At 70.9% G+C, this 25,960-nt stretch carries 28 protein-coding genes, 1 tRNA gene and 2 pseudogenes; 11 read left to right on the top strand and 20 right to left on the bottom strand.

Annotation, left to right across the window (positions count from 1 at the left end):
* The first annotated feature begins 229 nt into the window (after positions 1-229).
* The 4 genes from nhaA to H8R17_RS46530 all read left to right on the top strand — a co-directional run bounded on the left by nhaA (position 230) and on the right by H8R17_RS46530 (position 3,688).
* The gene (gene nhaA, locus H8R17_RS08935) at positions 230-1,672 is read left to right on the top strand and encodes a Na+/H+ antiporter NhaA (protein ID WP_187822600.1); all 1,443 of its coding nucleotides are present in this window, start codon (positions 230-232) and stop codon (positions 1,670-1,672) included.
* Between the two features lie 70 nt (positions 1,673-1,742).
* Positions 1,743-2,234: a phage holin family protein gene (locus H8R17_RS08940; RefSeq protein WP_187822601.1), complete on the top strand. Its 492-nt coding sequence runs from the start codon at positions 1,743-1,745 to the stop codon at positions 2,232-2,234.
* Positions 2,231-3,184: an alpha/beta fold hydrolase gene (locus H8R17_RS08945; RefSeq protein ID WP_187822602.1), complete on the top strand. Its 954-nt coding sequence runs from the start codon at positions 2,231-2,233 to the stop codon at positions 3,182-3,184. Before H8R17_RS08940 ends, H8R17_RS08945 begins: the two co-directional genes overlap by 4 nt.
* Positions 3,185-3,505: 321 nt before the next feature.
* Entirely contained in the window at positions 3,506-3,688 is a 183-nt protein-coding gene (locus tag H8R17_RS46530; protein ID WP_262505120.1) for a hypothetical protein, read from the top strand.
* A 31-nt stretch (positions 3,689-3,719) separates the two neighbouring features.
* Here H8R17_RS46530 and H8R17_RS08950 read toward each other — a convergent pair whose 3' ends face one another.
* From H8R17_RS08950 to nth, 3 genes are all read right to left on the bottom strand, one after another.
* On the bottom strand, positions 3,720-4,919 hold the full coding sequence (locus H8R17_RS08950; RefSeq protein ID WP_187822603.1) for a MarP family serine protease: 1,200 nt from the start codon (positions 4,917-4,919) through the stop codon (positions 3,720-3,722).
* Positions 4,920-4,932: 13 nt separating this feature from the next.
* On the bottom strand, positions 4,933-5,628 hold the full coding sequence (locus H8R17_RS08955) for a CoA pyrophosphatase (protein WP_187822638.1): 696 nt from the start codon (positions 5,626-5,628) through the stop codon (positions 4,933-4,935).
* Between the two features lie 82 nt (positions 5,629-5,710).
* Positions 5,711-6,697: an endonuclease III gene (gene nth, locus H8R17_RS08960; RefSeq protein WP_187822604.1), complete on the bottom strand. Its 987-nt coding sequence runs from the start codon at positions 6,695-6,697 to the stop codon at positions 5,711-5,713.
* A gap of 334 nt (positions 6,698-7,031) precedes the next feature.
* On the opposite strand from nth, the gene H8R17_RS08965 reads away from it, so the two are divergent.
* Positions 7,032-7,706, top strand: coding sequence for a Crp/Fnr family transcriptional regulator (locus H8R17_RS08965; RefSeq protein WP_020129286.1), 675 nt, complete (start codon positions 7,032-7,034; stop codon positions 7,704-7,706).
* 153 nt (positions 7,707-7,859) lie between these two features.
* Here the strand turns inward: H8R17_RS08965 and H8R17_RS08975 are convergent, their stop codons facing one another.
* The 5 genes and pseudogenes from H8R17_RS08975 to H8R17_RS08995 form a co-directional block, all read right to left on the bottom strand.
* The gene (locus H8R17_RS08975) at positions 7,860-8,690 is read right to left on the bottom strand and encodes an MBL fold metallo-hydrolase (protein ID WP_187822605.1); all 831 of its coding nucleotides are present in this window, start codon (positions 8,688-8,690) and stop codon (positions 7,860-7,862) included.
* Positions 8,687-9,556 carry an NUDIX hydrolase gene (locus tag H8R17_RS08980; protein WP_187822606.1) on the bottom strand — a complete coding sequence of 290 codons (870 nt, stop codon included), beginning with the start codon at positions 9,554-9,556 and terminating at the stop codon, positions 8,687-8,689. Before H8R17_RS08980 ends, H8R17_RS08975 begins: the two co-directional genes overlap by 4 nt.
* A gap of 78 nt (positions 9,557-9,634) precedes the next feature.
* Positions 9,635-10,618 (bottom strand): annotated as a pseudogene (locus H8R17_RS08985) (alpha/beta fold hydrolase).
* Between the two features lie 152 nt (positions 10,619-10,770).
* A complete protein-coding gene (locus H8R17_RS08990; RefSeq protein WP_187822607.1) occupies positions 10,771-11,238 on the bottom strand; it encodes a RidA family protein in 468 nt (155 codons plus the stop codon).
* Complete coding sequence (locus H8R17_RS08995) at positions 11,235-11,396, bottom strand: DUF4177 domain-containing protein (protein ID WP_003975360.1); 162 nt, start codon at positions 11,394-11,396, stop codon at positions 11,235-11,237. Before H8R17_RS08995 ends, H8R17_RS08990 begins: the two co-directional genes overlap by 4 nt.
* 142 nt (positions 11,397-11,538) lie before the next feature.
* Between H8R17_RS08995 and H8R17_RS09000 the strand changes: the two genes are divergently transcribed.
* Both H8R17_RS09000 and H8R17_RS09005 read left to right on the top strand, forming a co-directional pair.
* Positions 11,539-12,516, top strand: a complete 978-nt coding sequence (locus H8R17_RS09000) for an ArsA family ATPase (protein ID WP_187822608.1) — start codon at positions 11,539-11,541, stop codon at positions 12,514-12,516.
* A 91-nt stretch (positions 12,517-12,607) separates the two neighbouring features.
* Complete coding sequence (locus H8R17_RS09005; protein ID WP_187822609.1) at positions 12,608-13,972, top strand: ArsA family ATPase; 1,365 nt, start codon at positions 12,608-12,610, stop codon at positions 13,970-13,972.
* 340 nt (positions 13,973-14,312) lie between these two features.
* On the opposite strand, the gene wblA is transcribed toward H8R17_RS09005, so the two are convergent.
* A complete protein-coding gene (gene wblA / locus H8R17_RS09010; protein WP_187822610.1) occupies positions 14,313-14,651 on the bottom strand; it encodes a transcriptional regulator WblA in 339 nt (112 codons plus the stop codon).
* 516 nt (positions 14,652-15,167) lie between these two features.
* Here wblA and H8R17_RS09015 point away from each other — a divergent pair.
* Complete coding sequence (locus H8R17_RS09015) at positions 15,168-17,444, top strand: transglycosylase domain-containing protein (RefSeq protein WP_187822611.1); 2,277 nt, start codon at positions 15,168-15,170, stop codon at positions 17,442-17,444.
* 203 nt (positions 17,445-17,647) lie between these two features.
* On the opposite strand, the gene H8R17_RS09020 is transcribed toward H8R17_RS09015, so the two are convergent.
* Entirely contained in the window at positions 17,648-18,112 is a 465-nt protein-coding gene (locus tag H8R17_RS09020) for a GatB/YqeY domain-containing protein (RefSeq protein ID WP_187822612.1), read from the bottom strand.
* A gap of 267 nt (positions 18,113-18,379) precedes the next feature.
* Between H8R17_RS09020 and H8R17_RS09025 the strand changes: the two genes are divergently transcribed.
* The 3 genes and pseudogenes from H8R17_RS09025 to H8R17_RS09035 all read left to right on the top strand — a co-directional run bounded on the left by H8R17_RS09025 (position 18,380) and on the right by H8R17_RS09035 (position 19,762).
* On the top strand, positions 18,380-19,309 hold the full coding sequence (locus H8R17_RS09025) for a metallophosphoesterase (RefSeq protein ID WP_187822613.1): 930 nt from the start codon (positions 18,380-18,382) through the stop codon (positions 19,307-19,309).
* 102 nt (positions 19,310-19,411) lie between these two features.
* A pseudogene (locus tag H8R17_RS09030) lies at positions 19,412-19,609 on the top strand (integral membrane regulator); the annotation flags it as partial.
* A 79-nt stretch (positions 19,610-19,688) separates the two neighbouring features.
* Positions 19,689-19,762: transfer RNA gene (locus tag H8R17_RS09035), tRNA-Pro, on the top strand.
* 481 nt (positions 19,763-20,243) lie between these two features.
* Here H8R17_RS09035 and xerC read toward each other — a convergent pair.
* The 10 genes from xerC to H8R17_RS09085 form a co-directional block, all read right to left on the bottom strand.
* Positions 20,244-21,410 (bottom strand): tyrosine recombinase XerC, encoded by a 1,167-nt coding sequence (xerC, locus tag H8R17_RS09040; RefSeq protein WP_187822614.1) that lies wholly within the window; start codon positions 21,408-21,410, stop codon positions 20,244-20,246.
* Positions 21,410-21,598 (bottom strand): helix-turn-helix domain-containing protein, encoded by a 189-nt coding sequence (locus H8R17_RS09045; protein ID WP_187822615.1) that lies wholly within the window; start codon positions 21,596-21,598, stop codon positions 21,410-21,412. Before H8R17_RS09045 ends, xerC begins: the two co-directional genes overlap by 1 nt.
* Positions 21,595-22,971: a replication initiator protein RepSA gene (gene repSA, locus H8R17_RS09050; protein ID WP_187822616.1), complete on the bottom strand. Its 1,377-nt coding sequence runs from the start codon at positions 22,969-22,971 to the stop codon at positions 21,595-21,597. The genes H8R17_RS09045 and repSA overlap by 4 nt, the downstream gene beginning before the upstream one ends.
* Positions 22,964-23,146, bottom strand: a complete 183-nt coding sequence (locus H8R17_RS09055; protein ID WP_187822617.1) for a hypothetical protein — start codon at positions 23,144-23,146, stop codon at positions 22,964-22,966. The genes repSA and H8R17_RS09055 overlap by 8 nt, the downstream gene beginning before the upstream one ends.
* An 88-nt stretch (positions 23,147-23,234) precedes the next feature.
* Positions 23,235-23,552: a SpdD-like protein gene (locus H8R17_RS09060; protein WP_187822618.1), complete on the bottom strand. Its 318-nt coding sequence runs from the start codon at positions 23,550-23,552 to the stop codon at positions 23,235-23,237.
* Positions 23,553-23,576: 24 nt separating this feature from the next.
* Positions 23,577-23,732: a hypothetical protein gene (locus tag H8R17_RS09065; protein WP_020270385.1), complete on the bottom strand. Its 156-nt coding sequence runs from the start codon at positions 23,730-23,732 to the stop codon at positions 23,577-23,579.
* A 13-nt stretch (positions 23,733-23,745) separates the two neighbouring features.
* Positions 23,746-23,937 carry a mobile element transfer protein gene (locus H8R17_RS09070; protein ID WP_187822619.1) on the bottom strand — a complete coding sequence of 64 codons (192 nt, stop codon included), beginning with the start codon at positions 23,935-23,937 and terminating at the stop codon, positions 23,746-23,748.
* Between the two features lies 1 nt (position 23,938).
* Entirely contained in the window at positions 23,939-24,133 is a 195-nt protein-coding gene (locus H8R17_RS09075; protein WP_187822620.1) for a hypothetical protein, read from the bottom strand.
* A gap of 19 nt (positions 24,134-24,152) precedes the next feature.
* Positions 24,153-24,818, bottom strand: coding sequence for a DUF2637 domain-containing protein (locus H8R17_RS09080; protein WP_187822621.1), 666 nt, complete (start codon positions 24,816-24,818; stop codon positions 24,153-24,155).
* Positions 24,819-24,901: 83 nt separating this feature from the next.
* Positions 24,902-25,960, bottom strand: a 1,059-nt coding sequence (locus H8R17_RS09085; RefSeq protein ID WP_399476473.1) for an FtsK/SpoIIIE domain-containing protein, incomplete at its 5' end; no start/stop codon positions are given.

The raw sequence follows: 25,960 nt of genomic DNA on the forward strand, positions 1-25,960 counted from the left end.
GGTGCCCTTCGTGCGTCCACAGTGAAACCGGCGTCGGCGCACGAGGACCGACCGGCGGTGAAGGCCGCGTTTGCGGTGAAGGGCGCGTCTCGGTCAAGCCCGCCGGAATGCACCCCGGCGTACATTAGCTAAGCTAAACAACGCAATCGCATCCATCCTCGAGCAAGGTGCGCCGGGAAGTCTGGTCGGCACGCGTTCAGCCCTGCCTTCAACCAGCCCGGAGGTCTCCTTGCCCGCGACCGGCACCCCCAGCCCCACCCCCCGCAAGCTCCTCGGCCGTCTCTCCCTGCCGGAGCGGACCTTCGTCTTGGACGCGCTGCGCACCGAGACGGTCGGCGGCGTGCTGCTGCTCATCGCCGCGGTCACCGCACTGATCTGGGCAAACGCCCCCACACTGCACGACAGCTACGAGAGCGTCAGCCACTTCCACATAGGCCCCGCGGCCCTCGGCCTCGACCTCTCGCTCGCCCACTGGGCGGCCGACGGACTGCTGGCGATCTTCTTCTTCGTCGCCGGCATCGAGCTCAAGCGCGAGCTGGTCGCGGGCGATCTGCGGGACCCCAGGGCCGCCGCGCTGCCCGTGGTCGCCGCCGTGTGCGGCATGGCCGTACCGGCGCTCGTCTACACCCTCACCAGCGCCACCGGCGGCGGCTCACTGGCCGGCTGGGCGGTGCCCACCGCCACCGACATCGCATTCGCACTGGCCGTACTCGCCGTCATCGGCACGTCCCTGCCGAGCGCGCTGCGCGCCTTCCTGCTCACCCTCGCCGTCGTCGACGACCTCTTCGCGATCCTGATCATCGCGGTCTTCTTCACGGACAGCCTGAACTTCGCCGCGCTCGGTGGCGCGCTGGCCGGCCTCGCCGTCTTCTGGCTGCTCCTGCGCAAGGGCGTGCGCGGCTGGTACGTGTACGTCCCGCTGGCCCTGGTCATCTGGGGGCTGATGTACAACAGCGGCATCCACGCCACCATCGCCGGTGTCGCCATGGGCCTGATGCTGCGCTGCCACCGCCACGAGGGCGAGGCGCACTCCCCCGGCGAGCACATCGAGCACCTCGTGCGGCCCCTGTCGGCCGGCCTGGCAGTGCCGCTGTTCGCGCTGTTCAGCGCGGGCGTGTCGATCTCGGGCGGCGCGCTGGGCGATGTGTTCACCAAGCCGGAGACCCTCGGCGTCGTCCTCGGTCTGGTCGTCGGCAAGTCGCTCGGCATCTTCGGCGGCACGTGGCTGACGGCACGGTTCACAAGGGCCGCGCTCAGTGACGACCTCGCCTGGGCGGACGTGTTCGCGGTGGCGGCGCTCGCCGGCATCGGCTTCACCGTCTCGCTGCTCATCGGCGAACTCGCCTTCGAGGGCGACGCGGTGCTCACGGACGAGGTCAAGGCGGCCGTGCTGCTGGGCTCGCTGATCGCGGCGTTGCTGGCGACGGTGCTGCTGAAGATACGCAACGGCAAGTACCGCAAGCTGTGCGAGGCCGAGGAGCGCGACGAGGACCTCGACGGCATCCCGGACATCTACGAGGAGGACGAGCCGGAGTACCACCTGAGAATGGCCGTCATCCACGAGCACAAGGCCGCCGAGCACCGCCGGATCGCCGAGGAGAAGGCCGCCGAGCGACGCGCGCTTGCCGAAGTGGCGGGCGGGGCAGGCGATGAGAACGCCGGTCCGGCATGATCTGACGGAACGGTACAAAAGCAGGACCGTTCCCAGTCAGTCAGAAGTCAGGCAGAAGAGGGAGACCGCGATGAGCGCACCCGACGGCAGCCCGGTCGGCGCCGAACGCAGCATCGGACAGCTGTTCGCCTCGGCGACGGCCGAGATGTCCGCGCTGGTGCACGACGAGATCGCGCTGGCGAAGGCGCAGCTCAAGCAGGACGTCAAACGCGGCGCGACGAGCGGCGGCGTGCTCACGGTGGCCCTCGTGCTGCTGGTGTTCTCGCTGCCGATGCTGAACTTCGCGCTGGCGTACGGCATCCGCACCTGGAGCGACTGGAACCTCGCGCTCTGCTTCCTGCTGTCCTTCCTGGCGAACGCGCTGGTCGCCGGCGTGCTGGCGCTGATCGGCCGGGTGTTCGCGAAGAAGGCCAAGAAGGGCCGGGGCCCGCAGAAGGTGGCCGCGTCCATGAAGGAGAGCGCGGGCGTGCTGCAGAAGGCCCGGCCGCACCCGCGTCCGGCGCCCGCTCTGGAGGACCGGGCCCCCGAAGCCATCGAGGCTGTGGCACGCTCGTCCTCATGACGGACCCCGCCACCACCCCCTGGGCGCAACCCGCTTCGGTCGTACGGCTCGACGTCCCCGGCGGCGGCGAGGTGATCCACCGGGACGTCGCGGCCAACGGTGCCCGGTTCCACATCGCCGAGCGGGGCGACGGGCCGCTGGTGCTGCTGCTGCACGGCTTCCCGCAGTTCTGGTGGACCTGGCGGCACCAGCTCGTCGCGCTCGCCGACGCCGGTTTCCGGGCCGTCGCCATGGACCTGCGGGGCGTCGGCGGCAGCGACCGCACCCCGCGCGGCTACGACCCCGCCAACCTCGCGCTCGACATCACCGGCGTGGTCCGCTCCCTGGGCGAGCCGGACGCCGCGCTGGTCGGCCACGACCTGGGCGGTTATCTGGCGTGGACGGCGGCCGCGATGCGCCCCAAGCTCGTCCGGCGGCTCGCGGTCGCGTCCATGCCGCATCCGCGGCGCTGGCGCGCGGCGATGCTGAGGGACGTCAGACAGACCCGCGCGGGCTCCTACATCTGGGGGTTCCAGCGGCCCTGGATCCCGGAGCGGCAGCTCACCGCGGACGACGGCGCGCTCGTGGCCGAGCTGATCCAGGACTGGTCGGGCCCGCGCCTGCCGGACGACGAGACGCTGCAGGCGTACCGCCGCGCCATGTGCATCCCGTCCACGGCGCACTGCGCGGTCGAGCCGTACCGCTGGATGGTGCGGTCCCTGGCCCGCCCGGACGGCATCCAGTTCAACCGCCGCATGAAGCGGCCCGTGCGCGTGCCGACGCTGCATCTGCACGGCTCGCTCGACCCGGTGCTGCGCACCCGCAGCGCGGCCGGCTCCGGCGAGTACGTCGAAGCCCCGTACCGCTGGCGCCTGTTCGACGGCCTCGGGCATTTCCCGCACGAGGAGGATCCGGTGGCGTTCTCCGCGGAGCTCATCAACTGGCTGAGGGACCCGGAACCCGACCGATGAAACGCGGCTGAGCTGCGCGGGACCGGGGGCCCGGGGGCTACCCCCGGACAGCACAGTCCGCACGAGGAGGACCCGGTGGCGTTCTCCGCCGAGCTCATCAACTGGCTCAAGGATCCGGAACCCGACCGGTGATTCCGGTCGGCCCGGGACTTGGTCGTCTCACCTGGCCGAAAGGGCGCGAACCCGTTCGGTGACCGCGCCAATGCGCCCGGCATCCGGACGGGAACGATTGTCCTACGAACGGCCACATGCCTGACGCATAGGCCGATTGGGCGTCCCGGAAGCGGTTATCGACCTTGGGCCAGGGGCAGACGTCGGGGTATGGGCTGGACGCACGACTACAGTGACGCAAGCCGCACTCGCCGCTCGGCGGGCGGTGTGAAATCCCACCAACGAAGCGGCGCCCCGCAACTGCCGGGCAGCGACCTCCGGGTGGGCATCCCGCGCATTCTGCGCCGCCGGGCCCGCTGGGTCTCGGTACGCCTGCGTCACCCGCGCAGCTGAGCCTTCCCCCGTCGTACGACACCCGTACGGTTCACAGCGCGCAGCTGTCGCTGCCCACCTGCTGGTTGGCGGTGCGGCCCCGGGTGATGTCCGCCTGGATCTCGTCCACAGTGAGCGCGTAGCCGGTCTCGGCGTCGTCGAGGGACTTGGCGAAGACCACGCCGTAGACCCTGCCCTCGGGGGTGAGCAGCGGGCCGCCGGAGTTGCCCTGACGGACGGTCGCGAACAGCGAGTAGACGTCTCGGCGGACCGTGCCGCGGTGGTAGATGTCCGGGCCGTTGGCCGTGATACGCCCGCGTACGCGCGCGGCACGGACGTCGTACGCGCCGTTCTCCGGGAAGCCCGCGACGATCGCGCCGTCCCCACTGCCCGCGTCCTCGGTGGTGAACCGCAGCGCGGGCGCGTGCAGGTCCGGTACGTCGAGTACGGCGATGTCGCGCCGCCAGTCGTAGAGGACTACCTTCGCGTCGTACTTGCGGCCCTCCCCGCCTATCTGCACGGTCGGCTCGTCGACGCCGCCCACGACGTGCGCGTTGGTCATGACGCGGCGGTCGGCGAAGACGAATCCGGTGCCCTCCAGGACCTTGCCGCAGCTCTGGGCGGTGCCCATGACCTTGACGATGGAGCGCTGGGCGCGGGTGGCGACCGCGCTGTTGGCGAGCGCCGGGTCGGGCGGCTGGACGTCGGTGATCGGCTCGTTCGAGAACGGGCTGAAGACCTGCGGGAAGCCGTTGTGCGCGAGGACGGAGGAGAAGTCGGCGAACCAGGTGTCCGCCTGGTCGGGCAGCGCTCTGGAGACGCCCTGGAGCACCTTGGAGCCCCGGACCTCCTTGCCCAGCGTCGGCAGCGTCGTACCGGCCAGGGCCGAGCCGATCAGCCAGGCGACGAGGAGCATCGCCACGACGTTCACCAGCGCGCCGCCGGTCGCGTCCAGGGCGCGGGCCGGGGACCAGGTGATGTAGCGGCGCAGCTTGTTGCCGAGGTGGGTGGTCAGGGCCTGGCCGATGGAGGCGCAGACGATCACGACGACGACCGCGACGACGGCGGCGGTCGTGCTCACCTCCGCGTTGTCGGTCAGCGCGTCCCAGATGACGGGCAGCACGTAGACGGCGACGAGGCCGCCGCCCAGGAACCCGATCACCGAAAGGATGCCGACGACGAACCCCTGGCGGTAGCCCACGATCGCGAACCACACGGCGGCGACCAGCAGCAAGATGTCCAGCACGTTCACGGCGCCCACCCTGTCATGACCGCCAGTCGAGCGGGACGTGCCTGTCGCGGTTCCAGGGGCGCTCCCAGCCCGCGTAGTGCAGCAACCGGTCGATGACGCCGGCCGTGAATCCCCACACCAGGGCCGATTCGACCAGAAATGCCGGGCCTCGGTGACCGCTTGGGTGCACGGTGGTGGCTCTGTTGTCCGGATTGGTGAGATCCGCCACGGAAACGGTGAAGACACGCGCGGTCTCGTTCGGGTCGACGACGCCGACCGGGCTCGGCTCGCGCCACCACCCCAGGACCGGCGTGACGACGAAGCCGCTGACCGGGATGTAGAGCGCGGGCAGGACGCCGAAGAGCTGGACGCCGGCAGGGTCGAGCCCGGTCTCCTCCTCGGCCTCGCGGAGAGCGGCCCGCAGCGGCCCGTCGGCCTTCGGGTCGCCGTCCTCGAGGTCGAGGGCACCGCCGGGGAAGGACGGCTGCCCCGCGTGCGACCGCAGCGAACTCGCCCGCTCCATGAGCAGCAGCTCCGGCCCGCGCTCGCCGTCCCCGAAGAGGATCAGTACGGCCGACTGCCGCCCGGCGCCGTTCGCCGGGGGCAGGAAGCGGCTCAGCTGGCCCGGCCGCACCGTCTCCACGGCGTGCACCACCGGATCCAGCCAGGCCGGCAGGCCTTCTTTGCTGAGCGTCACCGGAGCGCCCCGCGTATGGCTCGCGCGTGTCATCGCCACCCCCGTCGTCCTGCCGGATCCAACGCCCGGCGGCCCCGAGATCGTTCCCGCGCCCGGCGCGGCCGCCACCGGCCCGTCATCCTGCGCCCAGCGGCGGCGCCGCCCGGCCGCCGGCGTCCAGGTACGTCTGCGGGGGCTTCAGTCGCTGGCCGGGCAGGCCCCCCTTCTCGTACTTGAGCAGCTTCTTCGCCTTCTCCGGGTCCGTCTCGCCCTCGCCGTACGCCGGGCAGAGCGGGGCGATGGGGCAGGCGCCGCAGGCGGGCTTGCGGGCGTGGCAGATGCGGCGGCCGTGCCAGATCACGTGGTGCGAGAGGTCCGTCCAGTCGCTCTTGGGGAACAGCGCGCCGACGGCGGCCTCGATCTTGTCGGGGTCGGTCTCCTCGGTCCACTGCCAGCGGCGCACCAGGCGCTGGAAGTGCGTGTCCACGGTGATGCCGGGGCGGCCGAAGGCGTTGCCGAGCACGACGAACGCGGTCTTGCGGCCGACGCCGGGCAGCTTGACAAGGTCTTCGAGCCTGCCGGGGACCTCGCCGCCGAAGTCCTCCACCAGCGCCTTGGACAGTCCCATCACCGACTTGGTCTTGGCCCGGAAGAAGCCGCACGGGCGGAGGATCTCCTCGACCTCCTCGGGGTTGGCGGCGGCCAGGTCCTCGGGAGTGGGGTACTTCGCGAAGAGCGCCGGGGTCGTCTGGTTGACCCTCAGGTCCGTGGTCTGGGCGGACAGGACTGTGGCGACCACCAGTTGGAAGGGGTTCTCGAAGTCCAGCTCCGGGTGGGCGTACGGATAGACCTCGGCGAGCTCGCGGTTGATGCGGCGGGCGCGGCGGACCAGCGCCGTGCGGGACTCTTCCTTGCGCGGCGTGACGACGGTCTTCGCTGGAGGGACGCCCTTGACGGCGGCGGTGGCCTTCTTGGGGGCGACGACGGCCTTCTTGGCGGGCGCCGCCGACTTGACCGGGGCCTTCTTGGCCGCCGCCGTCTTCACGGGCGCCTTCTTCGCGCTCGCTTTCTTCGCGGGCGCCTTCCCGGAAGCGGCCGCTTTCTTGGCCGGCGCCTGCTTCACCGGCGCCTTCTTTGTCTCTTTCGCGGTTTTGCTACCGCCATCGGGGCCCTGTTCGCCCACAGCGGAATCGCGACGTACAACCACCCGCGCAGCCCCCTCGGCCTGTGCTCTCACCGGCGATTTGGACACCCGGCCAGCCTAAGGCCCGGCACTGACATCCGCCCCGGCCCCTGACGATCGGCCCCCAATTGGACCCCTGCCGCTTACCCCGGGACACGTGTGCGGCATCCTTGTGACAGATCACACTGTTTGGACCGTCCGGCAAAATGGGGAGCACGGTCCCCTGGTACGCGGGGAGCAAGATCCCCTGAGCAGGTCGACAAGGAGAGAACTCGTGGACGACGTTCTGCGGCGCAACCCGCTCTTCGCGGCTCTTGACGACGAGCAGGCCGCGGAGCTCCGCGCCTCCATGAGTGAGGTGACCCTGGCACGCGGCGACTCCCTGTTCCACGAGGGCGACCCCGGCGACCGGCTCTACGTGGTCACCGAGGGCAAGGTCAAGCTCCACCGCACGTCCCCCGACGGCCGCGAGAACATGCTGGCCGTGGTCGGACCCAGCGAGCTGATCGGCGAGCTGTCGCTGTTCGACCCGGGCCCGCGGACGGCGACTGCGACCGCGCTGACCGAGGTCAAGCTGCTGGGCCTGGGCCACGGCGACCTCCAGCCCTGGCTGAACGCCCGTCCCGAGGTGGCCACCGCGCTGCTGCGCGCCGTCGCCCGCCGCCTGCGCAAGACCAACGACGCGATGTCCGACCTGGTCTTCTCGGACGTCCCCGGCCGTGTGGCCCGCGCCCTGCTGGACCTCTCCCGCCGCTTCGGCGTGCAGTCCGAGGAGGGCATCCACGTCGTCCACGACCTGACGCAGGAGGAGCTGGCCCAGTTGGTCGGCGCGTCCCGCGAGACGGTCAACAAGGCGCTGGCGGACTTCGCACAGCGCGGGTGGCTCCGCCTGGAGGCGCGGGCCGTGATCCTGCTGGACGTGGAGCGGCTCGCCAAGCGTTCGCGCTGAGTTCCTGGGGCTGCGCCCGCCCCTGCCGGCCGGAGACCGAACGACGCGAAGCGTTCACCGACTGGCTGCACACCTACCATCACCACCGCGAACACACCGCGCTGAAAGGCCAACCACCGCCGGCCGCGTCCACAACCTCCCGGGTCAGTACAACTAGATGAGGCCGTGTTCCTCCAGGTAGTCCAGCTGCGCCCGCACCGACAGCTCCGCCGCCGGCCACAGGGAGCGGTCCACGTCGGCGTAGACGTGGGCGACGACCTCGGCGGGCGTGCGGTAGCCGTCCTCGACTGCCGTCTCGACCTGGGCGAGGCGGTGGGCGCGGTGGGCCAGGTAGTACTCGACGGCGCCCTGGGCGTCCTCCAGGACGGGTCCGTGGCCGGGGAGGACGGTGTGGACGCCGTCGTCGACGGTGAGCGACCTGAGGCGTCGTAGCGAGTCCAGGTAGTCGCCCAGGCGTCCGTCGGGGTGCGCCACGACGGTCGTACCGCGGCCGAGGATCGTGTCGCCCGTCAGGACCGCCTGATCGGCGGGGAGGTGGAAGGACAGGGAGTCGGCCGTGTGACCGGGGGTGGGTACGACCCTCAGCTCCAGGCCGCCGACCCTCACCACGTCCCCGGCGGCCAGGCCCTCGTCGCCCAGCCGCAGCGCCGGGTCGAGAGCACGCACGCGCGTGCCGGTCAGTTCGGCGAACCGGGCGGCGCCCTCGGCGTGGTCGGGGTGGCCGTGGGTGAGGAGGGTCAGCGCGACGCGTCTGCCCGCCTGCTCGGCGGTGTCGACGACGTTCCGCAGGTGTCCTTCGTCCAGCGGGCCCGGGTCGACCACGACGGCCAGGTCGGAGTCCGGCTCCGACAGGATCCAGGTGTTGGTGCCGTCCAGGGTCATCGCGGAGGCGTTGGGCGCCAGGACGTTGACCGCCCGGGGCGTGGCAGGGCCCGAGAGGACCCCGCCGCGTGGCTGGCCGGGAAGGGCTGCTGCGTCCGTCATGCGGGGGCTCCACCGGTGGGGATGTGTTTGGTGAACTCGTCGTGGCCCGGCCAGGAGAGCACGATCTCGCCGTCCACCAGGCGGGCCGTGGCCAGGACGGGCGTCAGGTCGCGCTCGGGGGCCGCGGCGAGCGCCTCGGCCGCCGTGGCGTACGACGTCAACTGGCGCAGGGTCGCGATGGTCGGCGGCATCATCAGCAGCTCGCCCTTGTCGTACCCGGCCGTGGCCTCCGCCGGGGCGGTCCACACCGTGCGGTCGGCCTCCGTGGAGGCGTTCCGGGTGCGCTGGCCCGCCGGGAGGGCGGCCACGAAGAACCACGTGTCGTAGCGGCGTGGCTCGAAATCCGGGGTGATCCACCGGGTCCAGGCACCCAGCAGGTCGGAGCGCAGGACCAGCCCGCGGCGGTGCAGGATCTCCGCGAAGGACAGGTCCCGGGCGACCAGGGCGGCGCGGTCGGCCTCCCAGTCCGCGCCCGTGGTGTCGCCGACCACGGAGTCGGCGGTGGCCCCGGCGAGCAGGACACCGGCCTCCTCGTACGTCTCCCGTACGGCCGCGCAGACGATCGCCTGGGCCGCAGTCTCGTCGACGCCGAGCCGCCGCGCCCACCACGCGCGCGTGGGGCCCGCCCAGCGCACCTGGTGGTCGTCGTCGCGCGGGTCGACGCCGCCGCCCGGGTAGGCGTACGCGCCTCCGGCGAAGGCCATGGACGTGCGGCGGCGCAGCATGTGGACGACGGGTCCGGTGCGGGTGTCCTTCAGGAGCATGACCGTGGCGGCGCGCTTGGGTGTGACCGGGGTGAGGGTGCCTTCCGCCAGCGCGCGGATGCGGTCGGGCCACTCCGGGGGATACCACTGACCGTTCGCCATGGGCGGAGGCTATCCCGTGGCGGGCGGATGTTCGAGTGGCACCCGGTGCTGATCGGGGGTGTCATGCGGGGGCGCGGCTCAGGCTGGGAGCGCGGCGAGCCAGTCGGAGAGGATGCGGTTGGTCTCCTCGGGGCGCTCCTGCTGGAGCCAGTGGCCGCAGCCGTCGAGGATGTGGGCGGCGGTCAGGCCGGGCAGTGTGCGCGGGTACGCCGCGATCGCCTCGGACAGCTAGGTGGTGGAGGCGTCCAGGGCACCGCCGAGGAACAGGGAGGGCTGGGTGACGGGAGCGCCGTGGTGGTCGGCGAGGTCGTCCCAGTCGCGGTCCATGTTCCGGTAGCGGTTGAGGGAGCCGGTCAGGCCGGTCCGCTCGAACTCCCCGGCGTAGACGTCGAGGTCGTGCGCGCCGAGCCAGGCCGGGAGCGGGCCGGTGGGGAAGCGGTCGCGCAGGGTGCCGCCAGGGGTGACGAAGTGGGGGTCCGGGGCGCCGGGGCCGGGCATGGTGTCGGCGGACAGGGCGCCGTAGAAGCCGGCGAGCCAGCCGCGGACGTCGGGCTCGATCTCCGCCTCGGCGCGCCCGGGCTGCTGGAAGTACGACACGTAGAACTCCTCCGCGCCGCCCATCGCCGCGAACACCTCGCTCGGCCTGGGCCCGCCGGGCGGGGTGTACGGCACGCTCAGCAGGGCGACCGCGCGGAACACGTCGGGCCTCAGCAGCGCGGAGGTGGCGGCGACGGTTGCGCCCCAGTCGTGCCCGACGATCACCGCGGAACTCTCGCCGAGGGCTTCGACGACGGCGACATTGTCCGCCACCAGCTCGCGCAGCCGGTACGCGTCCACCGCGTCCGGCCGGGAGGAGCGTCCGTAGCCGCGCACGTCGATCGCGACGGCGCGGTGGCCTGCGGCGGCCAGGGCGGGCAGCTGGTGACGCCAGGAGTACCAGGACTCGGGGAATCCGTGGACGAGCAGCACCAGTGGGCCGGTGCCCTGCTCCACCAGGTGGACCCGCCCGGCGGGCGAGGGCACCAGCCGGTGGGTGAGGCCGGTCGCGGGCGTCTGCGGCATGGATCCTCCCGGGCGGGTACGCGCGTACGGCTGTTCCGGCACCGGCACGGCCGGGCGGCCGCTGCGGACGGGCACCGGCTGGCGATCCTCCGGGGACCGGGGCGGCGCGGGCGAGTTTCGTCGACGACGCATCTTCGCCGCCCCGCTCCGGGCTACGCCTCCGTCAGCTCCACCTGGACCTCGACCTCCACCGGCGCGTCCAGTGGCAGGACCGCGACGCCCACCGCGCTGCGGGCGTGTACGCCCTTGTCACCGAGGACCTCGGCCAGGAGCTCGCTCGCGCCGTTGATGACGCCGGGCTGGCCGGTGAAGTCCGAGGCGGAGGCGACGAAGCCGACGACCTTCACCACGCGCGCGATGCGGTCCAGGTCGCCCGCCACGGACTTGACGGCGGCCAGGGCGTTCAGCGCGCACGTCCGGGCCAGCTCCTTGGCCTCCTCGGGCGTGACCTCCGCGCCCACCTTGCCGGTGACCGGCAGCTTGCCGTCCACCATCGGAAGCTGGCCGGCCGTGTAGACGTACGGCCCGGTCCGCACGGCGGGCTGGTACGCGGCGAGCGGCGGCACGACCTCCGGCAGCGTCAGGCCCAGCTCGGCCAGCTGCGCCTCGACCGCGCTCATGCCTGCTTCTCCCGCTTCAGGTAGGCCACGAGCTGCTCGGGGTTGTTCGGCCCGGGCACGACCTGGACGAGCTCCCAGCCGTCCTCGCCCCAGGTGTCCAGAATCTGCTTCGTGGCGTGGACGAGCAGTGGCACGGTTGCGTATTCCCACTTGGTCATGCGGCCGACTCTAGTGCCCCGGCAGGCACCGCTCCCGAACGGCTCATGCGGCCGCCCGCAGCCGCGCTGTCCACAGCCTGCGGACGCATGTTGTCCACAGCCTCCCGCGTAGCCCGCACGCGGACTGGTTAGGCTCGAAGGCGTGAGCAGGCTCCAGGTCGTCAGCGGCAAGGGCGGTACCGGCAAGACCACGGTGGCCGCGGCCCTCGCGCTGGCCCTGGCCACGGAGGGGAAGCGGACGCTTCTCGTCGAGGTCGAGGGCCGGCAGGGCATCGCGCAGCTCTTCGAGACGGAGGCGCTGCCGTACGAGGAACGGAAGATCGCGGTGGCCCCGGGCGGCGGCGAGGTGTACGCCCTCGCCATCGACCCCGAACTGGCCCTGCTGGACTACCTCCAGATGTTCTACAAGCTGGGCGGCGCCGGCCGGGCCCTGAAAAAGCTCGGCGCGATCGACTTCGCCACGACCATCGCGCCCGGTCTGCGGGACGTCCTGCTCACCGGCAAGGCGTGCGAGGCGGTCCGGCGCAAGGACAAGCACGGGCGGCTCGCGTACGACTACGTCGTCATGGACGCGCCACCCACCGGCCGCATCACGCGGTTCCTGAACGTCAACGACGAGGTCGCCGGCCTGGCGAAGATCGGCCCGATACACAATCAGGCGCAGGCCGTGATGCGGGTGCTGAAGTCGCCGGAGACGGCCGTGCACCTGGTGACGCTGCTGGAGGAGATGCCGGTCCAGGAGACCGCGGACGGCATCGCCGAGCTGCGGGCGGCGCGGCTGCCGGTGGGGCGGATCATCGTCAACATGGTGCGCCCGGAGGTGTTGGACGGCGACGGCCTGGAACTCGTACGGGGGCTGCCACGTTCAGCCATTGCCCGGTCACTGTCGGCGGCCGGGCTCGGCGGGGCGCGGCGCGGCGGGCACGCCGAGCGGCTGGTGGACCCGTTGCTCGCGCAGGCCGAGGAGTACGCCGAGCGGTACGCGCTGGAGCACGAGCAGCGGTCCGCCCTGACCGAGCTGGGCCTGCCGCTGCACGAACTGCCGCTGCTCACCGAGGGGATGGACCTGGCGGGGTTGTACGACCTCGCCGCCGAGCTGCGCGAGCAGGGCGTGTCATGAGCGGCCCGGCCGGGCCCGGCACGGGCCGGAAGCGCGGGCCCGTCACGAGTCGGAAGCAGGGGATGCCATGAGTCCGGAAGCAAGGGATGCCATGAGTCCGGACCCGGCCCAGGCCAGGTCCTCCCCCCGGGGTCCCGCGCACGACCCCGCCCGCCCCCACCACCTCTCCCCCGCGCGCGTGCTGGACGTCGATCCACTGCTCGCGGACCCGGACACCCGGATCGTGGTGTGCTGCGGCTCGGGCGGGGTCGGCAAGACCACGACCGCGGCGGCGCTGGGGCTGCGCGCGGCCGAGCAGGGCCGCAAGGTGGTGGTCCTCACCATCGATCCCGCCCGCCGGCTGGCCCAGTCCATGGGCATCGACTCGCTCGACAACACCCCGCGCCGGGTGAAGGGCATCGAAGGCGACGGCGAGCTGCACGCGATGATGCTCGACATGAAGCGCACCTTCGACGAGATCGTCGAGGCGCACGCGGACCCGGAGCGGGCCGCCGCGATCCTGTCCAACCCCTTCTACCAGTCGCTCTCGGCGGGCTTCGCGGGCACGCAGGAGTACATGGCGATGGAGAAGCTGGGCCAGCTGCGGTCCCGGGACGAGTGGGACCTGATCGTGGTGGACACGCCGCCGTCCCGGTCCGCCCTCGACTTCCTCGACGCGCCCAAGCGGCTGGGGTCGTTCCTGGACGGGCGGCTGATCCGGCTGCTGACGGCCCCGGCGAAGCTGGGCGGCCGGGCCGGGATGAAGTTCCTCAACGTCGGCATGTCGATGATGACCGGCACGCTCGGCAAGCTGCTCGGGGGTCAGCTGCTGAAGGACGTCCAGACGTTCGTGGCCGCGATGGACACGACCTTCGGCGGTTTCCGCACGCGCGCGGACGCGACGTACAAGCTGCTCCAGGCGCCCGGGACGGCGTTCCTGGTGGTCGCGGCCCCGGAGCGGGACGCGCTACGGGAGGCCGCGTACTTCGTGGAGCGGCTGGCCGCCGAGGACATGCCGCTCGCCGGTCTGGTGCTCAACCGGGTGCACGGCAGCGGCGCCGGCCGGCTGTCGGCCGAGCGGGCGCTCGCCGCCGCGGAAAATCTTGAGGAGTCCCGCATTGTGGATCAGGAGAGCGGGAAAGCTGATTTTCGTAACTCCCCCGACACGTATGGAAGTTCAGAAAACCCCCGCTCATCTCCCAGCTCCGGGCCAGCGGACCCCGACGGAGGCTCCCCCGCCGCCGAAGACTCCGCACCGCCCGTCGACCGGCTCACCGCAGGACTGCTGAGGCTGCACGCGGATCGTATGCAGCTGCTCTCCCGCGAGCAGCGCACGCGCGACCGCTTCACCTCGCTGCACCCCGAGGTCGCGGTGACCGAGGTGGCCGCGCTGCCCGGCGATGTGCACGACCTCGCGGGGCTGCGGAACATCGGCAGCCGCCTGGCGGCGAACAGGCCGGAGCTGCCGAGGGACTGACGGCCCGTGCCGTGGGTATGCGCGGACGTGAGCTGCCGTAGTGCCCGCCAAACTGCAACAGATCCAGCGAAACCGTCGCAAGTCCGCCAGAACCGCCACAGGTCATGGCAAGCCAGAGCCGCCGCCGTACATCGGACAGAACGGATCCGCCGCATCAGACCTGGCGGAACGAGTCGCCGCAGACCGGCGGGACCGCAGTCGTCGCAGACCGACGGACACCGCAGACCGACGGACCTGAGTCGCCGTAGACCTGCCGTAACCCTCAGTCCTGGACCGGAGTCGCCGTGGACCCGGGGCGAGCCGGCCGGCTGTCCGGAGCTGCCGTAATGCCGTCGGGGTCTCAGCCGACCGCCGCGTAGTTCTCGTACATCTCGTCGTCGTCGAGGGCTACCAGCCCGGCCCCCCGCTCGTACTCCGTGCGCGCGGTCTCCAGCAGCCGGCGCCACGAGGTCACGGTGGGCCGCCTGCGCAGCAGTGCGCGGCGTTCCCGCTCCGTCATGCCTCCCCACACGCCGAACTCGACGCGGTTGTCCAACGCGTCGGCCAGGCACTCCGTACGCACCGGGCATCCGGTGCACACCGCCTTGGCCCTGTTCTGCGCTGCTCCCTGAACGAACAGTTCATCCGGATCGGTAGTGCGGCAGGCCGCCTGCGCACTCCAGTCGGTTACCCAGCCCATACCGGCGCCGTCCTCTCCCGAATCGAGGCTCCCCCACGGCGGCAGCGGCATATTCACCGCCGCCAGTTGAGGACGTTACGGAAGGTGGGCACAGCGCAACACCCCCTTCGGGCCCAATCTTGAATGGCCCGAACGGACTATGGGTAAGCGGCAGATCACCCGCGGGAGTGAGCTGACGACATAGAGAACTTTCCCGGCAAACCGGGACAGTCCTCTTGCGTCACAACGGACGCCGGATGACACACAAGGCGGATTCGGACACGTCCCGCCGAAAAAAATAGCGAAAGTCCGGAACGTTTCGGGGCCGCCGGACGTATTGATACGTGGCCTCACTGCTGTGACAGTTGACAGCAGCTTAGGCCAAGGCCTGCACGCCTGTCCGGCGAACGGGAAGGTCGGCCACGCTCTTTGCCATGCCGTGAAGGTGCGTGCGGTCAGCCCCTGATCCGGCGCCGGGCCACCCCGACGGACAACCGTTCCCTCGGAACGTTCATGAGTACGGTTTAGGCTGCCCCCATGCCAAAGAAGCGCTCGGGCGGCGGGCTGTCGCCCACGCAGCAGGCCGCCAAGTTCCTCGGTGTCAGTGTGCTCGCGGGAGCCGTGCTGGCGGGCATCGCACTGCCCGCCGTCGGCGCGCTGGGCCTTGCCGCCAAGGGATCCGTGGAGAGCTTCGACGAGCTCCCGGCCACCCTCAAGACCCCGCCGCTGAGCCAGCGGACCACGATCCTGGACGCCGACGGCGGCCAGATCGCCACGGTCTACTCGCGCGACCGCACGGTCGTCGGCCTCAAGGACATCTCGCCGTACATGCAGAGGGCGATCGTCGCGATCGAGGACGCGCGGTTCTACCAGCACGGCGCGGTGGACCTGAAGGGCGTCCTGCGCGCCCTCAACCGGAACGCGCAGAGCGGCGGCGTCCAGGAGGGCGCGTCCACGCTCACCCAGCAGTACGTCAAGAACGTCTTCGTCGAGGAGGCCGGCGACGACCCGACGAAGGTCGCGCAGGCCACGCAGCAGACCATCGGCCGCAAGATCCGCGAGCTGAAGTACGCGATCCAGGTCGAGGAGGAACTGGGCAAGAAGAAGATCCTCGAGAACTACCTGAACATCACCTTCTTCGGCCAGCAGGCCTACGGCGTCGAGGCCGCCGCCCAGCGCTACTTCTCCAAGTCCGCCAAGGACCTCACCCTCCCGGAATCGGCGCTGCTGGCCGGCATCGTCCAGTCGCCCAGCCGGTACGACCCGGTCAACGACGAGGCGGAGGCCACCAAGCGGCGCAACGTCGTCCTGCAGCGCATGGCGGACCTCGGCGACGTCTCCCAAGCCGAGGCCGACGAGGCGAAGAAGGCACCGCTGGGCCTGAAGGTCAGCCAGCCCAGGAACGGCTGCATCACGGCGGTCGAGGGCGCGGGCTTCTTCTGCGACTACGTCCGCGAGGTCTTCCTGAACGACCCGGTCTTCGGCAAGACCAAGGAGAAGCGGGCGAAGATCTGGAACCAGGGCGGCCTGACGGTCCGTACGACGCTCGACCCGAAGGCGCAGGAGTCGGTGCAGGCGTCGGTCCGGGACCACGTCAAAAAGAGCGACGACGTGGCGACCGCCGCCAGCATCGTCGAGCCCGGCACCGGCAAGATCCTGGCCATGGGGCAGTCACGGCCGTACGGCTTCGGCAAGAACGAGACGCAGATCAACCTCTCCGTGGACCGGAGGATGGGCGGCGGCGTGGGCTACCAGCCCGGTTCGACGTTCAAGCCGATCGTGGCCGCCGCCGCCATCGAGGACGGCATGCCTGCGACGAAGTCGTACCCCTCGCCGTACGAGATGGCGTACCCGAGCCCGGTCTCGACCTGCGACGGCAAGAGGTGGGTGAACGACCGGAACAACCCCGCCAAGGTCGCCAACGAGAACAAGTCGGAGGTCGGCCCGTACAGCATGAAGGAGGCGACCGCCAAGTCGGTCAACACCTACTACGTGCAGCTGATCAGCGACATCGGCATCTGCCCGGTGACGACGATGGCGCAGAAGATGGGCGTCGAGCGGGCCGACGGCGACAAGATGCCGCAGGTGCCGTCCATCGCCCTGGGCACCCAGGAGATGTCCCCGCTGACCATGGCGAACGCCTACGCGACCTTCGCCTCGCGCGGCATGTACTGCACGCCGGTCGCCATCGAGTCGATCAGCCAGCGGGTCGGCGACCGGACGAAGTCGCTCCCGGTGCCGAAGTCGACCTGCTCGCGCGCGATGTCCGAGACCACCGCCGACACCGTCAATACGCTGCTGAGGGGCGTTGTCGAGGACGGTACGGGTAAGGAAGCGGGCCTCGGCAGCCGCCCGAGCGCCGGCAAGACCGGTACGACGGACGAGCGCTACGCGGCCTGGTTCGTGGGCTACACGCCGAACATGTCCGGCGCGGTGTGGGTCGGCGACCCGGCGCACAAGCGGAAGATGACCGACATCACCATCGGCGGCGTCTGGCACGACAAGGTGTTCGGTGGCCAGGTTCCCGGCCCGATCTGGCGGGACATGATGACCGGCGCGCTGGACGGCAAGCCCGCCCCCGACTTCAACCTCGTCGACATCCCCGACCCGCCCAAGCGGGACCGCGGGAACGACAACGGGGGCAACGACGGCGACAACGGCGACAGGAACGACGGTTTCATCGGCGGCCTGATCGGCGGCAACAACGGAGGCGGCGACGGCGCCACCCCGGCGCCCGAGTTCACATTCCCGGAAGGCTTCTTCCAGGGCCAGGGGAACGGCGGCGGCAACGGGAACGGCGGGCGGCGCGGCTGACGGCCGACGCGGTGACGCGGGCGGCCCCTTTCCTTCGTACGGCCGTGTGGGCGTACGAGGGGAAAGGGGCCGCTTGTTGTGGCGTGACCGTGTGGGGCCGGGTCGGTGACCGGCGTTGCGCAGGGGGCGGCGCCGTAGGGCCGACCGGTGTCGTGAGGCGATCGGTGTGTGCGTGACCGGTTTGGTGCGGTGACCGGTGTCGGTCAGCCGGCCAGCAGCTTCTTCACGGCGGCGGCGACGCGGCCGCCCTCGGCCTGGCCCGCGACCTTCGGGTTCACGATCTTCATGACGGCACCCATGGCCCGCGGCCCCTCGGCCCCGGCCGCCTTCGCCTCCTCGACGGCCTGGGCGACGATCGCGTTCAGCTCCTCGTCGGACAGCTGCTTGGGCAGGTACGCGGCGAGCACCTCGCCCTCCGCCTTCTCCCGCTCGGCCTGCTCGGCCCGACCACCCTGCGCAAAGGCGTCGGCGGCCTCGCGCCGCTTCTTGGCCTCCTTGGTGATCACCTTGAGGACCTCGTCGTCGGAGAGCTCGCGCTTCGCCTTGCCCGAGACCTCCTCCTTGGTGATCGCGGCGAGCGTCAGCCGGAGCGTCGAGGAGCGGAGCTCGTCGCGCTCCTTGATCGCGGAGTTGAGGTCATCCTGCAGCTTCGACTTGAGCGTGGTCATGGGTGCGATTGTCGCAGGTGCGGGGAGAAAGGTGCCTGTTGATTTGATGCGGGGTTCGTGGGGCGGTGGGTTGAGGGGCGTGCGGGAGGGTCCCTGGGGTGGTGGGTTTAAGGGCGTGCGGAAGGGTCCGTGGGGCGGTGGGTTGAGGGGCGTGCGGAAAGGTCCCTGGGGCGGTGGGTTGAAGGGCGTGCGGAGGGGCTCGGGGAACGGTGACCGTGGGAGGCGGCCCGGCACAGGCGGCGGCCGGGGTCTGACACGATGGGGCGTATGCGCGCGCGATACGGAGTGCCCCTGGGAATCGCGGCGGTTGGCGCCGCCGGACTGGTCTACGCGGCGGGCTTCGAGGCCCGATCCTTCCGCCTCCGACGGGTGACGGTCCCCGTCCTGCCCGCCGGGATGCGCCCCCTGCGCGTGTTGCAGGTCGCGGACATCCACATGGTCGGCGGCCAGCGCAAGAAGCAGCGCTGGCTGCGCAGCCTGGCCGGCCTGCGCCCCGACTTCGTGCTCAACACCGGCGACAACCTCTCGGACCCCGAGGGCGTCCCGGAGGTCCTGGACGCGCTGGGCCCGCTGATGGAGTTCCCGGGCGCGTACGTCTTCGGCTCCAACGACTACTACGGCCCCAAGCTGCGCAACCCGGCCCGCTACCTGATCGAGAAGGCCCAGGGCCGCCACGGCCTGAACGGCAACGCGCCCGCCGTAGGAGCGGTCCACAATCCCTGGGAGGACCTCCGCGACAGTTTCGACGCCGCGGGCTGGCTCAACCTCACCAACACCCGGGGCACGCTGAAGATCGAGGGCGTGTCGGTGGAGCTGACCGGCCTGGACGACCCGCACATCAAGCGGGACCGGTACGAGCAGGTGGCCGGCGGTCCGTCGGCCGGCGCGGACTTCTCGATGGGCGTGGTGCACGCGCCGTACCTCCGCGTCCTGGACGCGTACGCGGCCGACGGCTACCCCCTGATCCTGGCCGGCCACACCCACGGCGGCCAGCTGTGCGTCCCCTTCTACGGGGCCCTGGTCACCAACTGCGACCTGGACACGGACCGCGTGAAGGGCCTGTCCACGCACACGGCGGAGGGCCGCACGGCCTACCTTCACGTCTCGGCGGGCTGCGGCACGAACCGCTACACACCGGTGCGCTTCGCCTGCCCGCCGGAGGCGACGTTGCTGACGCTGGTGGGGCGGGACGCGTGATCGGGGGGCGGCGACGGTGGGGGCCGGCGGGCGGTGATGACGGATCACCCAAACACCCCACTCAAATAGTCCGATATGCCCCATTCTGCCTAGCGTGAGGGCATGACCGCCCCGATACCCAGGGACATCCCGGACCTCCCCGCGGTTCCTGGCGCACCCGCGCTGTCGCCGTCCCCCGTCCCGGCCACGGCGGTGGTGGCACCCGTACGCCATCCCCTGACCGCCACTTTCCGCCTGCTGACCGCCCTGGCGGCGATCACCGGCGTGACGATCACACTCCTCCTCGGCAGCCCCACCCGCCACCGCTCAAAAACGGGATTTCGTCTACAGCCACCAGTGGGCTAAAGTAAACGACGTCGCCGCGACAAGCAGCGACGATCGGGGTGTAGCGCAGCTTGGCAGCGCGCTTCGTTCGGGACGAAGAGGTCGTGGGTTCAAATCCCGCCACCCCGACAGAGAAACAACAGGTCAGGCACCTACTCAAGTGAGTAGGTGCCTGACCTGTTTGGTCTGCGTGTCTATCTGCGTGACTGAGGCCTGTCCGATGGGTCAGCCTCCGCACTCATCGGACACGCCTTAGCTCGATGGGCAGAGTGCGTGAAAGTTGGCTGACCCTGCGGGTCCGTACGCGGCTCCCCACAAGAGCCCTTGAACGCCTGACTTGGGGGCAATGGTGATCACGCAGTCACTGGAGCCAGGAGGCGGGGGAGGTTGAGGAAGAGCTGAGGCAGAGGTGGCAGTCATGATGGCCGTGGTGATGCCAAGGGCGGCTACGACAGCGGAACGTCCGAGGATGTAGCGCAAGCGCAGAGTGGTCATGCTCATAGCGTGTCCGGTCGCGGGGCTGTCAGTCGCCGAGGCATGCGACGCAACCTGATCGCGCGATCCCCCGAACGTGCGTCTACCTGCGGTCACGCAACCCAACGGACAGGTTCTAGCGCTCCGGACCGCGCTTAAAGATGCCGTCCATGACCACGGCACCGGTCTGGATCACCGGGCGGATCTGCTTGCGGTAGACCTCCTCGGTCACGGCCGTACCGGAGTGGCCGACGAGCCGGGAGATCTCCTCCAGGGGAACCCCACGGTCGGAGAGCAGGGACACGAAGCTGTGCCGGAGCTCCCGGGGCGTCCACTCGTCGGCGTTGATCCCCTCGGCGTCCTTGAGCGCCTGGCGGAAGGCCCGCCGGACGTTGGTTGCGTCGAGCGGCTTGCCGACGGCCGAGGAGAAGACCAAGCCGTGTTCCTCCCAGCTGTCGCCAGCGGCGAGCCGCTCCCAGCCCTGGTCCTCGAACTGCTGCCACAGGACCTCGACGCAACGCGCCGGCAGAGCTAGCGTTCGCCGGGACTTCCGGGTCTTGGTGTCCCCGCCGCGCCGGACCGAGCGCCACACTGCGATGTGCGGAAGCTGCGGCAGGTCGGCATCCGGCTGGCCCTTCAGGAAGACGTGGTCCCAGGTGAGGGCTCGCAGTTCCTCCGTGCGGGCACCGGTCAGCAGGGCTACGACGATGTACGCGAGCATCGAGGTCCCCTCGGCCGCCTTGAGCACCGCCTCGGCCTGGGCGAAGGTGAGCGCCTTGGAGGGACGACCCTTCTGCCCCTGCGGCACGGAGCACAGCTCCACCACGTTGCGCTTGACCTTGTCCCGCGCCATGGCCCGCTTGACCGAGCGGTTCAGGCAGGAGTGGATGGCCTGCAGAGTGCGCGTACTGAGTGTCTGGGCCTTGGCAGCCAGCCAGCGGTCGACGTCTTCCGCGCTGAGGTCGCGGAGCTTCCGGGCGCCCAGAGCCGGGATCACATGGTTCTGGCTCAGGATGGTGCAGTTCTCGACGGTGCCCGGTTCACGACCCGCCAGGCCGTAAGCAAGCCAGTCGTTCACAGCGTCGGCGACGGTGTAGCCCGTGGGCGCGATCGCAAGGCCATCCTCGTGATCCCGCAACACCTCCTTGAGCTTGGTCTTCGCCTCTGTCTTGGTCTTGCCACTCCCCCGCTTCACAATCCGTTTGCCGCTCGGATCGAAGCCGAGGTTCGCCGTGGCGATCCAACGCTGTCGCTTCTCGTCCCAGTGGAGCCCGCCGTCACCGCGGCTGCGTCGCTTGGTCATCAGGCAGCCTCCTCCAGCTGGTGCTGGATGAAGTCGTGCACGGCGTCGGCAGGTATGCGACGAGCCCCATCGATCTTGATGGAGGCCAGCCGGTGCGTACGGATCAGGTCGTAGACCTTGGAGCGTCCGACCTTGAGCCGCGTCATGACGTCCGACACCGTCAGCAGTTCGGGGGTGGCAGCGGTCATGCTGCGGCTCCTTCCTGAGCGAGTTGATCGCGTAGGGCTTCGCGGGCGGTTTCGCGGTTGGTTTGGAGATCCCGGGCGATGGTGGCGGCGAGGGCGGATTCGCCGGGGGTGTGGCCGTGTCCGGCGTACTGCCAGTCGGCCAGGACCAGGACGGTGTCCGGCTCCCGGTCGTCCAGGCCGAGGACTGCGTGTTCCTGGGCTGCGCGGTAGTCGGCGCGAACCTGGCGGAGGGCGCCAAGGGTGGTGGAGTAGCGGCGGGACTTGGAGGAGAAGTGGCCCCGGAAGCCGAGCATGTGAGCCCAGGCCCACAGGCGCCGGTCGGGGTAGAGCGGGTCGAGCTGCTTGCATGCCTCGATGAGGCGGCGGGTGTGGTCGGGGACGCCGTGGCGGTCGAGTTCGGCGAGTTCGCCGATGCGGCGGTCAAGGGTGCCGGTGTTCTCGGCGGCCTTGGTGGCGTACTTGGCGACGTAGGAGGCGACGGCCTGTTCGGTGATGTCGGAGCCGTCGCCGAAGGCCTTCACGGGGCGGACGTCGAGCTGAGTGCCCCAGCGGAAGGTACGGGCGGGCTGGTCCTCGGCGGCCGGTACGGAGACCGAGGTGTAGGAGTGCGCGGCAGCCGCACGGATCGCGTCGGCCAGGAGATCGACCGTCGCCCAGGACGGCGGGGCGGTCTCGGGTCCGTCAGGGCCGTCGATGCGGATGACGGCGTGGAAGTGCACGGCGCCGCGCTTCTGGAACTCGGCGACCTTTCCGTAGGAGAGGCGGGCGCACTCCTTCAGCTCCCGCTGCGTGATGCCGGCGCGGGCGGCGATCTCGCGGCGGAGCCGGTTGGTGAAGCGCTGCCAAAGCTGCCCGGCATGGTTGTTGAACAGCACCGCGCCCGCGTAGTCGTAGGTGGCCGGGTCCAGGGCCGTACCGAGTTGCGGGGCGTCTGCGGCGTGGTGGGTGCCGCAGCGGCAGGCTCCTCGATCGGGCCGGTTATGGACCGGGCCGAAGGAGGGGGCGGTGAGGGTGGCGAAGACCCGGGGATGATCCCGGACAGTGGCGGGGATGTCGCGGCGGTCGTCGCCAGCCAGGCCTGCGCGGATGAGGTGGTAGGTGTCGCCCGCGTAGGTCCAGGCGCAGGACGGGCAGCGGGACGCGCGGCGGTTGCCGCATGCGACACGGAGACGGCCGCCCGGCTCGTTCGCGGTGGAGTAGTGGTGCAGGGTCTCGCCGGTGGTCTTGTCCTTGTGCAGGGACCAGCCGGTCAGGTGGATGGGGTCGGCGCAGCCGCCGGTCCGGCGGATCTGCTCATGCCAACGGTCGTAGTCAGAGGCCGAAGCCACCCTCAGCAGGTCGCCGAGGGTGGTCGGGTCGAGCACATCAGACACGCGCACTCTCCCGGGCACGGGCGGGGACGGTGCCCTGGCCGTGGCAGGCCGGGCAGTTGGCGGTGATGGTGTGCCGGTGGCCGTGCCTGTCGCGGCTGCCGGTGGTGATGGCGGCGATGGCGAAGCCGTCGCAGTTCGGGCAGATGCGGGCCGTCGATGTGGTGCGGTGCGTCATGCTGGGTGTTCCTTCCGGTTGCGAGATCGGACAGGGACGGCGCCCGGAGCGGACGAGACTTGGCGGTTGAGGCCGCTCCGGGGGCCGGTCAGCGCCGCTTCATCTCCGAGGCGAGCAGGGAGCGCAGGACGACGGCACAGACGGCGACCGAGGCGCCGGTGATGGCGACCGCCAGGAGCATGGAGACCAGGACGGCGCCGACGACCAGGACCACGGCGGTACCGCCGCCGACGAGGGCGAGCGCGGTGCCGGGGGTGAACTGCACCATCGGCCGGGACGAGGCCGCGGCAACCGGTGCGGGCGGCGGAGTCTGAGCGGCCGGGACAACGGTGGTCGGCTCGACCACGACAGGCGGCGTGACCTGACCGGTCGGCGTGGGCATGGTCGGGATCTTCGGACGGAACATCAGCGGTTCTCCCTTCCGGGGCGGTTACTTGACGAAGGTGTCGATGGCGGGGGCCAGGACGCTGTCGGCGAGGAGGAAGCCACCGAGCAGCAGAACGGCGATGAGCCAGGCGGGCGGGCGGATGAGCTTGACGCCGAGGTAGCCGACGACGAGCAGCGCGAGCCAGAGCGGAACTTCCATGGCGGACGGCCTCCTAGCGGACGCGGCAGCGGTGGGTGCGGGCGGCGAGCTGGGCGGCGGACTGGCTGGAGTAGTCGGAGGACCAGCCGCACCGGTCGGCGGTGCACACGGCGGCGTACTTGGTCTGACCGCGCCGGTCGCGGTGGGTGCCGATCTGCACCGGCCCGATTCGCATCACGGAGTGGAAGTGGTCGCGGGCGGGCATGTCAGTCGGTTTCCTCTCGGGTCAGGGCCGGGTTGGGGAAGGCGGCGCGGATGCTGGCGGCGGTGGCAGGGTCAGGGGTGCGGCGGGCGGCTTCCTCGGCGAGCAGGTGGGCGAGGAGGGGCCGGTTCGCGGCGGCCATCTCGTGGGCGGCGTCGAGGTGGTCGGCGGCGGTCAGGTCGGCCGGGTCACTGGTCATGGCGTGTCTCCCGTCGATGTCAGGCGAGTTGGGCGGCGATGGCATCGGCGAGCTGGGGCGGGACGCCGAGGCGGGCGCGCAGGGTGTCGGTGTCGATCGGCGTACCGGTGCGGGAGCGGTGGTCGTCGGCGACCTTGCGGGCATGGTCGACCAGCGCGGCCGGGACCGGCACGGCCGGAGCGGGCTCGACGGCGGGGAGGGCCGGGGTGTCGTCACCCGCCGGAATCGGCTCAGGAACAGGCTCGGGTTCGGTCTCGGTAACCGGCTCAGGGTCCGGCTCGGTGACCGGGGCCATGGGTGCCGGCGGTTCCGGCACCGGGTCTGTGGCGGAGTGGGCGAGAAGCGTGCCGCCCATGAACGCCAGGGCGGGCCAGGCTGCGACGAGGATGCGCAGCCAGGCCGGGACGTCGGTCAGGTCGAGGAGTCCGGCGGTGGCGACGTTGGCGCCGAGCGAGGCCACCAGGGCGATCACGAACCAGCACCAGGCCAGCCGGGACGGCCCGTCGGAGCGCAGCCGCCGCCAGGCAGCGACCAGGAGCAGGTCCACGCTGATCGGGTAGGCCCAGGCTTTCCAGCCGTCCTGTCCGGCAGCGGCGGCCAGGTCGTGCAGGTGGGCGAAGGACAGCGCCCCGGCGATGACGGCCTGGACCAGGACGGCGTCGACGCGGAGAGCGGGGCGAGTCATCACGGTTCCTTCCTGTCGTGAGGCATGGCGGGGGTAGGGACCTGGCGCGAAGCGGTCACGCCGACCGGTGGAGCAGGGGAAGGTCAGGCGGTGGCGGGGGCTGTCTTGGACAGCGGCACCCGGTCCGAGGGCAGCGCGGCGACCGCGGGCCGGTAGGCGGCCAGGGCGGGCAGATCGGGGGTGCGGTCGGCGTACCTGTTGCAGGTGTTCACGGCCTGGCGCAGCGAGGTGTGCGGGGCGCGGATGCGGTGCCAGCCCCCGGTCGAGTCACCGGCGATGGCCACCCCGCGAGTCTCGGCCGGGATCTGGATCGCGGCCAGGACAGCGTCCGGTGAGATGTCGCCGAAGGCCATGTTCGCGCTTGTTTCGTCGTTGACGCGGTGGGCGGTGCGGCCGGTGAGCTGGGCGCGGAGCATGGTGATGCCCTTGCCGAGTTCGGAGCCGAAGCGCTGCCCGCAGATCTCCAGGTAGATGCCGGCCGCGCGGCCGAGCTGGGCAAGACGGACCAGCGCGGTGATGATCCGGTCACGCCGCTTCTCCTCCTCCTTGCTGGCGAACAGGGCGAGTTCGGCGACCTCGTCGACCAGAACCACGACCGGCACCGGGCGAATGTCGTCGGGCAGGTCCCAGATATCGGCGGCGATCTCCGCATCCGGCACCGCGACACTGATGCGCTGCTCAGCCCGGATCAGTTGGTAGACCTCCTCCATGTGCGTCACCAGCGCTTCCAGCAGTTCCAGGGCGGTGTCGGGGTTGTCGGCCAGAGCGGAGAACCGGCGCGCGAGCGGGAACAGCTGGACGCCTTGCTTGCAGTCAACGCCGACCAAGGCGACGTCCATCGGGGCGAGCCCGGCAACCAGGTTGCGCTGATAGACGGACTTGCCGGACTCCGTCGCGCCAAGGGTCAGACCGTGGGGGACGGCGCGGTAGTCGCGGTAGTGCACCGAGCCGTCCTCCCGCAGCGCGACCGGAACCCGCATCGGGCACGTGTCCGTCTTGGCGGGCATCTGGACCTGCTTGAGCACGTCGTAGCCGGTCATCCGCACCTCAACGACGCCTGACAGTGAGGATGTGACGTGGTGACGCCGCTGGTGGGTCTGACCCCTCGCCTGACTGACGTCTCGACTGTCCTGTTTGGGATT

The organism is Streptomyces sp. TRM68367 (assembly GCF_014495685.1).
Taxonomy (GTDB): Bacteria; Actinomycetota; Actinomycetes; order Streptomycetales; family Streptomycetaceae; genus Streptomyces.

Excerpts from the sequence above, each read along its gene's own strand:
- H8R17_RS08940 (WP_187822601.1), top strand. The coding sequence starts at position 1,743 with ATGAGCGCACCCGACGGCAGCCCGGTCGGCGCCGAACGCAGCATCGGA.
- H8R17_RS08945 (WP_187822602.1), top strand. The coding sequence starts at position 2,231 with ATGACGGACCCCGCCACCACCCCCTGGGCGCAACCCGCTTCGGTCGTA.
- H8R17_RS46530 (WP_262505120.1), top strand. The coding sequence starts at position 3,506 with ATGGGCTGGACGCACGACTACAGTGACGCAAGCCGCACTCGCCGCTCG.
- H8R17_RS08955 (WP_187822638.1), bottom strand. The coding sequence starts at position 5,628 with ATGACACGCGCGAGCCATACGCGGGGCGCTCCGGTGACGCTCAGCAAA.
- H8R17_RS08975 (WP_187822605.1), bottom strand. The coding sequence starts at position 8,690 with ATGACGGACGCAGCAGCCCTTCCCGGCCAGCCACGCGGCGGGGTCCTC.
- H8R17_RS08980 (WP_187822606.1), bottom strand. The coding sequence starts at position 9,556 with ATGGCGAACGGTCAGTGGTATCCCCCGGAGTGGCCCGACCGCATCCGC.
- H8R17_RS08990 (WP_187822607.1), bottom strand. The coding sequence starts at position 11,238 with ATGAGCGCGGTCGAGGCGCAGCTGGCCGAGCTGGGCCTGACGCTGCCG.
- H8R17_RS08995 (WP_003975360.1), bottom strand. The coding sequence starts at position 11,396 with ATGACCAAGTGGGAATACGCAACCGTGCCACTGCTCGTCCACGCCACG.
- H8R17_RS09005 (WP_187822609.1), top strand. The coding sequence starts at position 12,608 with ATGAGTCCGGACCCGGCCCAGGCCAGGTCCTCCCCCCGGGGTCCCGCG.
- wblA (WP_187822610.1), bottom strand. The coding sequence starts at position 14,651 with ATGGGCTGGGTAACCGACTGGAGTGCGCAGGCGGCCTGCCGCACTACC.
- H8R17_RS09015 (WP_187822611.1), top strand. The coding sequence starts at position 15,168 with ATGCCAAAGAAGCGCTCGGGCGGCGGGCTGTCGCCCACGCAGCAGGCC.
- H8R17_RS09020 (WP_187822612.1), bottom strand. The coding sequence starts at position 18,112 with ATGACCACGCTCAAGTCGAAGCTGCAGGATGACCTCAACTCCGCGATC.
- H8R17_RS09025 (WP_187822613.1), top strand. The coding sequence starts at position 18,380 with ATGCGCGCGCGATACGGAGTGCCCCTGGGAATCGCGGCGGTTGGCGCC.
- xerC (WP_187822614.1), bottom strand. The coding sequence starts at position 21,410 with ATGACCAAGCGACGCAGCCGCGGTGACGGCGGGCTCCACTGGGACGAG.
- H8R17_RS09045 (WP_187822615.1), bottom strand. The coding sequence starts at position 21,598 with ATGACCGCTGCCACCCCCGAACTGCTGACGGTGTCGGACGTCATGACG.
- H8R17_RS09055 (WP_187822617.1), bottom strand. The coding sequence starts at position 23,146 with ATGACGCACCGCACCACATCGACGGCCCGCATCTGCCCGAACTGCGAC.
- H8R17_RS09060 (WP_187822618.1), bottom strand. The coding sequence starts at position 23,552 with ATGTTCCGTCCGAAGATCCCGACCATGCCCACGCCGACCGGTCAGGTC.
- H8R17_RS09065 (WP_020270385.1), bottom strand. The coding sequence starts at position 23,732 with ATGGAAGTTCCGCTCTGGCTCGCGCTGCTCGTCGTCGGCTACCTCGGC.
- H8R17_RS09070 (WP_187822619.1), bottom strand. The coding sequence starts at position 23,937 with ATGCCCGCCCGCGACCACTTCCACTCCGTGATGCGAATCGGGCCGGTG.
- H8R17_RS09075 (WP_187822620.1), bottom strand. The coding sequence starts at position 24,133 with ATGACCAGTGACCCGGCCGACCTGACCGCCGCCGACCACCTCGACGCC.
- H8R17_RS09080 (WP_187822621.1), bottom strand. The coding sequence starts at position 24,818 with ATGACTCGCCCCGCTCTCCGCGTCGACGCCGTCCTGGTCCAGGCCGTC.